The sequence below is a fragment of the Mycobacterium sp. E2989 genome, assembly GCF_001667595.1.
Taxonomy (GTDB): Bacteria; Actinomycetota; Actinomycetes; order Mycobacteriales; family Mycobacteriaceae; genus Mycobacterium.
In genome coordinates this window covers 1-4328 of the sequence record NZ_LZJX01000103.1, presented here as the reverse complement: position 1 = coordinate 4328, position 4328 = coordinate 1, and the positions used below count along the sequence as shown (strand labels likewise).

Below are 4328 nucleotides of genomic sequence, written 5' to 3'. Positions count from 1 at the left end.
TGAGCCCGAGGCGGTTACGAGCGGCACGTCGCCCTTCGCGGTGCCCACCCACACGGCCGTCGACAACGACGGCGTGTAGCCGACCATCCAGGCGTCCTTGTCCGCGTTCGTGTCCCCCAGCTGCGTGGTGCCCGTTTTGGCCGCCGACGGCCTGCCGCCGGACAAGGCGTGGCCGCGCGAATAGCTGGCGATCGGCTCCATGGCCGCGGTGACGTTGTCGGCGACGGCCTTCGGGATGCGCTGCTCGCCGTTGTTGTCGGACTTGCTCGCGTCGAACAGGACCTGCCCGTCGGAGTTGACGACCTTCTGCACGAAGTGCGGCCGGTGGTAGAGCCCGGAGGCGGCCAGGGTGGCGTACGCCGAGGCCATGTCGATCACCCGGGTCTGGTACTGGCCCAACACCACCCCGTTGTTGGGTGGCCCGCCCTTGCCGTCCTCGGACAGCGTGTGGTCCACGCCGGGGAAGCTGGTCGCGATGCCGGCCTGGTGCGCGGCGTCCGCGACGGCCTGCGGTCCGCCCTTGAGCTTGAGCATCAGCCGGTAGTAGGAGGTGTTCAGCGATTGCTTGAGCGCCTGGGCGATGTTGCACGTGCCGCAACCCTCGCCGTCGACGTTGGTGATCTTGATGCCGTCGACCGTCAGCGGCGAGCTGTCCACCTGGTAACCCAGCCCGATGCCCTGCTCGAGCGCGGCGACCAACGCGAACACCTTGAATGACGAACCGGTTTGCAGCCCGGCCTGGGCGAAGTCGAAACCGTTTGCGTCGGAACCGCCGTAGTAGGCGCGTATCGCCCCGTCGTGCGGGTCGATCGACACCACGGCCGACCGCATGTCGGGGTCTTGCCCGTCAAGGTATTTCGACACCGCCTTCTCCGCGGCCTGCTGGGCCTTCGGATCGATGGTGGTGGTCACCTGCAGGCCCTGGGTGTTCAGGGTCCGCTCGTCGATGTTGAACAGCTCCATCAACTCTTTGGTCACCTGACGCTCGATGAGCCCGTTGGGCCCCGTCGTCTGGTTCTCCGCCCGCGCCTGATCGGGCGGCACGGTTTGCGGGAACTCCTGCGCGGCCCGGTCGCTGGGTGACAGCGCCTTGGTCTCCACCATGCCGTCGAGCACCCAGTTCCAGCGGGCCCGGGCACCCTGCGGATCCACGGCCGGGTCCAGTGAGGACGGCCGCCGAATCAGCGCCGCCAGCAGCGCCCCCTCGGACACGGTGAGCTGCTCGACGGGCTTGTTGAAGTAGGCCTTGGCGGCAGCGGAGATGCCGTAGGCGCCCCGGCCGAAGTAGATGATGTTCAGATAGGCCTGCAGCACATCGTCTTTCGACCACTCCCCCGACATCTTGGTGGCGATGACGAGTTCTTTGGCCTTGCGCATCAGGCCGCTCAGGCCGTGCTGGGCCGAACCCACCAGCGCGTTCTTGACGTACTGCTGGGTGATCGTGGACCCGCCCTGCAGGTCGCCGTCGCCGAACAGGTTGTTGTTCACCGCCCGCGCGAAACCGCTGAAGTCGAAGCCCGGGTTCGAATAGAAATTGCGGTCCTCGGCGGCGATCACCGCCTGCCGCACGTGCACCGGCACCTGGTTGATGTTGACGTCCACCCGATTACCTTCGGGCGGAATGATTTTCGCGATCTCTGATCCGTCGCTGGCCAGGATGGTGGAGACCTGATTGGTGCGCAGATCGCCCGGCTTGGGAATGTCGACGATGAAGTAGGCCATGGCGAACGTGACGATCGGCAACACCACCAGCACCGCCGCCGACAGGTAGGCCGCGCGGCGCACCCACAACCAGTTGATCTGCTGCTTCCAATGGACGTCTCGCCGCCGGGGGCCCAAGCCGTCCGGTCCGCCGGGGCGTCCGCCCGGCCCGGGTGGCGGTGGGGGTGGCCCTCCCGGGGGCCGGCCTCCGGCACTCGTCCGGCTGCGCCGCGGCGACGTCCGGCTGTCCAGCGCGGCCTTGACCTCCTCGAGCGCGTCGCGCTGCAGGGGCGCCGACGGCGGGCCCTCCAGCGCCGCTTTGACTTCGTCGATGCTCGGATCGGGCCGCCGGGGCGACCGGTCGTCGACGACCGGCGGGAGGATGGTGGTCATCCGGTCGTCGGGGGGAACTCTCCGGCGTTGGCCGGGCGGCGGCGGGGTGTCACGCGGGCGCTCGCCGCTTCCATGTTTGCCCACACGCTCAGTCGCCGGCCCATCCGCGTCACTGGACGACTGGTTGTGGGGTCCGTCGTTACTCAATGGCCGTGCGCGCGCCGTTTCGCGCCGTCCGGGTGCCCTTCGGCGGGCGCGCCGCCCCGAGCACATAGGACCTGACGAGATGGTTCCAGCTGCAGGTCCGGCATACCTCCACCACGTGGACGGCGAACTCGTCGAAGCGGGTTGCCAGCAAGACCAACTCTTCGGCCGTGCGGGCCGAGCCCGACACCGGACCCAGGTGTTCGCCGAACACCCACGACACCAGCGTCAGCTGCTCCTTGCGGCAGATCGGGCACATGACCTGGCTCGGTTTCCCGTGAAACTTGGCGGCCCGCAGCAGATAAGGGTTCGCGTCGCACACCTCGGAGACCCCGGTGCGGCCCGAGTACACCTCGGCCAGCAGTGCTCGCCGCCGGAGCGCGTAGTCCACCACTTGTCGCTGCAGTCGCACGCCCACCAGAGTACGTCGCCATCTCGAGCACCGATACGCAACCAAAACTGTGGCGGCCCGACCGAGGTCATCGGCCGGTGCGTTCCGCGCGGATGGGGGCCGGACTCTACGATCATCCCCGTGGCGAAATGGCTCGGGACATCGCTCGGCGCTGGGGTGGCGGCGAGCACCCGCGCCAAAGACATCAACCGGCAGGACGCCTGCAAGATTCTCGACACTGCGCTCAACGACGGCGAGCTGTCCATGGAGGAGCACCGCGAGCGGGTGAGCGCCGCCACCAAGGCGATCACGCTCGGCGACTTGCAGGACCTCGTCAGCGACCTGCAGGCCGACAGCAGCGCGCTGCCGACGGCCACCGTCAAGGCCGGGCCGGTGCCGCCGACGTTTCGCGGTTGGGGGGTGCTCGCCGCCGCGTTCGTCGTGTCGGTGCTGCTGGGCGTCGGCATCGGCTGGGGCATGTACGGCAACACCAAATCGCCGCTCGACTTCACCACCGACCCGGGGGCCAAGCCCGACGGAGTGGCCCCGGTCGTGCTGACCCCGCCCACCCAACTGCATTCGGTCGGCGGGTTGACCGGTCTGATCCAGCAAACCCGCAAACGGTTCGGCGACGTCGTGGGGTATCGGCTGGTGATCTACCCGACGTACGCGGTCCTGGACCGGCCGGATCCCTCCGACGATCGCCGGGTGCTGGCCTACACCTATCGCGGCGGGTGGGGCGACCCGACCAGCTCGGCGAAGAGCTCGGCGGACGGTCCGGTCCCGGTCGACCTGAGCAAGTTCGACGTCACGGCGACGGTGGGCATCATGCGCGGCGCGCCCCAGACCCTCCGCATGAAGCCCTCGGACATCAAGACCGAGTACCTGAACATCGAACCGGCGGCGGACCCGACCACCCCTGGAGCGCTGTCGCTGTCGCTGTACGTCTCCAGCGACTACGGTGGTGGCTACATCGTCTTCGCAGGTGACGGCACCGTCAAGCAGCTGAATCTGCCGTCCTAGGCCGCCGGCTCCCGGCGTGCGGCCATTCGCGGGCCGCCGGACTAATAGCTAACGAACATCCGGTGGTGTTGTGGCGAATATATCGAGACGATACGATGACGCGAGGCGTCGGACCGTCGTAACCAATCGTGCAAAGGGGGTGATTCGGTGCTCGAGCTCGCCATCCTGGGGCTTCTGATCGAATCGCCGATGCACGGCTACGAGTTGCGCAAACGGCTGACCGGTCTCCTCGGTGCGTTCCGCGCGTTCTCGTACGGTTCGCTGTATCCGGCCCTCCGGCGGATGCAGGCCGAGGGGCTGATCGCCGAGGACGCCGCCCCGGCCGGCACGCCGGTTCGGCGGGCGCGGCGCGTCTACCAGCTAACCGACGAGGGCCGTCGGCGCTTCGGTGAGCTGGTGGCCGACACCGGCCCGCACAACTACACCGACGACGGTTTCGGGGTGCACCTGGCGTTCTTCAACCGGACTCCGGCGGAGGCGCGCATGCGCATCCTGGAAGGCCGCCGGCGTCAGGTCGAGGAGCGGCGGGAAGGCTTGCGCGAAGCCGTGGCGCGGGCCAGTAACTCGTTCGACCGCTACACCCGCCAACTTCACCAACTGGGGCTCGAGTCCAGCGAGCGCGAAGTGAAGTGGCTCAACGAGCTCATTGCTGCGGAGCGGGCAATGCCCGGCCTCT

At 68.3% G+C, this 4328-nt stretch carries 4 protein-coding genes; 2 read left to right on the top strand and 2 right to left on the bottom strand.

Annotation, left to right across the window (positions count from 1 at the left end):
- Both A5680_RS17540 and A5680_RS17535 read right to left on the bottom strand, forming a co-directional pair.
- Positions 1–2241 (bottom strand): transglycosylase domain-containing protein (locus A5680_RS17540; RefSeq protein WP_156675164.1); only part of this gene is annotated, 2241 nt, incomplete at its 3' end.
- Complete coding sequence (locus A5680_RS17535) at positions 2234–2650, bottom strand: DUF5318 domain-containing protein (RefSeq protein ID WP_055399665.1); 417 nt, start codon at positions 2648–2650, stop codon at positions 2234–2236. The genes A5680_RS17535 and A5680_RS17540, both read right to left, overlap by 8 nt.
- 120 nt (positions 2651–2770) lie before the next feature.
- Here A5680_RS17535 and A5680_RS17530 point away from each other — a divergent pair, with 120 nt between their 5' ends.
- Both A5680_RS17530 and A5680_RS17525 read left to right on the top strand, forming a co-directional pair.
- Positions 2771–3652: a DUF1707 domain-containing protein gene (locus A5680_RS17530; protein ID WP_055399555.1), complete on the top strand. Its 882-nt coding sequence runs from the start codon at positions 2771–2773 to the stop codon at positions 3650–3652.
- Between the two features lie 147 nt (positions 3653–3799).
- On the top strand, positions 3800–4328 hold a 529-nt coding region (locus A5680_RS17525), incomplete at its 3' end, for a PadR family transcriptional regulator (RefSeq protein WP_067821581.1).